2 protein-coding genes are annotated in these 1,679 nt (G+C 29.7%); both read left to right on the top strand.

What is annotated here, in order from left to right:
- Positions 1-88: 88 nt before the first annotated feature.
- A complete protein-coding gene (locus H8S10_RS17795; protein ID WP_186839740.1) occupies positions 89-1,123 on the top strand; it encodes an IS1595 family transposase in 1,035 nt (344 codons plus the stop codon).
- Between the two features lie 74 nt (positions 1,124-1,197).
- Positions 1,198-1,611 (top strand): hypothetical protein, encoded by a 414-nt coding sequence (locus tag H8S10_RS17790; protein WP_005210118.1) that lies wholly within the window; start codon positions 1,198-1,200, stop codon positions 1,609-1,611.
- The last annotated feature ends 68 nt before the right edge of the window (positions 1,612-1,679 follow it).

The following is a 1,679-nucleotide window of genomic DNA, read 5'->3' as shown; positions in this document are numbered from 1 at the left end:
GGCTCTGTTAGACAATAATGTTGATATGTGCATATAAGTCTTAAATAGTGTTATAATATAGATAATAACACTATCGGAGGTAAGATTTATGGCAACTCTTTCAAATATAAAGTCAGATATAACATCACTTAGTGAATACCAGTTAAGAGAATTATTTAACTATATAGGTGAGATGCTTACTCTTGGCTCATCTAATGTAAGTCTTAATAAAGAGTTTAGAGAATCAAGATTTAGCAAGGGGCAATGTTGCCCCCATTGCGAATCTACTTCTGTAGTAAAGAATGGTAAATTGAATGGTAAGCAACGTTATGTATGTCGTTCTTGTAGTAAATCCTTTAATGATTTAACTAAATCTGCGTTATCCTGTACTAAGTTACCTCTACAAACGTGGATTGAATATGTTAAAGGAATGGTTATAGGACTTTCTATAAGAAAGAACGCTGAAAATGTAGGTGTAGGTGTTAAAACATCATTTTATATGAGACATAAAATTCTTGATTGTATAAGAGCATTTATGGGTGTTGGTGATGTAGACGGTATAGTAGAAATGGACGAAACATTTGTTGCCGAGTCTTTCAAGGGGAATCATAAAAAGAGTGGTTTTAAAATGCCGAGACCTGCTCGAAAAAGAGGCAAACAAGTTAAGAAACGTGGTATAAGTAATGAACAGGTTTGTATAGCAACAGCAATTGATAGAAATGGAAATATAATATTAGAACCCTTATGTAAAGGAAGGGTTACTTACAATGCTCTTGAAAGGCTTTATGAAGGACGGATAGACTCTAACTCAATAATCTGTACAGATAGCCATAAATCGTATATACAATTTGCCAAAGACCTTGAATTAGACCATAAAAAAATAGCAAGAGGTCATTATAAAAATGATATATACCATATAAATCATGTTAATTCGTTGCATAGTAACCTGAAAATTTGGATGTATAGATTTAAAGGAGTGTCTACTAAATTTCTATCTAATTATATGAGTTGGTATAAGTGGCTACAAAGTTTTAGCACTGATAAAGAAGTTATAAAAACAAAGAATATGCTTATCCATAGTGTAATTCCATTTGTTGACACTAAGATAGAAGGATACAAGGAAAGAAAATATAATTTCTTTTAGGTATTGCTTGATAAGTGTATGTTTGTTAGTATTATATGTAAAAATTATACTGAAAGATTACGAGGTGGGGGATTATGAATGAACTTATAAAAATTCTAAGAGATTATGATAATGATGATATTATAAAGGATTTTTTATTAGATAAAGAATTAGAATTTTATAATAACGACATGAAAGATATAATTATTTCTTTGGGTTTTTATATTCCTAATTATAACATATTAACATCATTACTTGAAATTCATGACAGTGTAGACCCAACTGAAACTGAAATGTTTGCGAATGGACCAATAACCAATGTTATAAATATATATCATACTAACATAAGTTATTTGTATTTAGTTAGAAGAGAGCAATTTGGATTAAGAGACGAAGATGCTATAATAACAGAATTAGTGTTTAGTAATAATACTAAAGAATTGATGAATAAATTGAAGATAGACCTTTGCAATAGAAATATTGTTAGGGAATCTAAACAGAGTTTATAGTTAGATAGGGTTGTAATTTGTACAACCCTATTTTGAGTACAATATCAACAATTTAATCTAACAGAGCC

The sequence above is a fragment of the Clostridium sp. NSJ-49 genome, assembly GCF_014287725.1.
Classification (GTDB): domain Bacteria; phylum Bacillota; class Clostridia; order Clostridiales; family Clostridiaceae; genus Clostridium; species Clostridium disporicum_B.
This window is presented reverse-complemented; position numbering and strand designations above follow the sequence as displayed.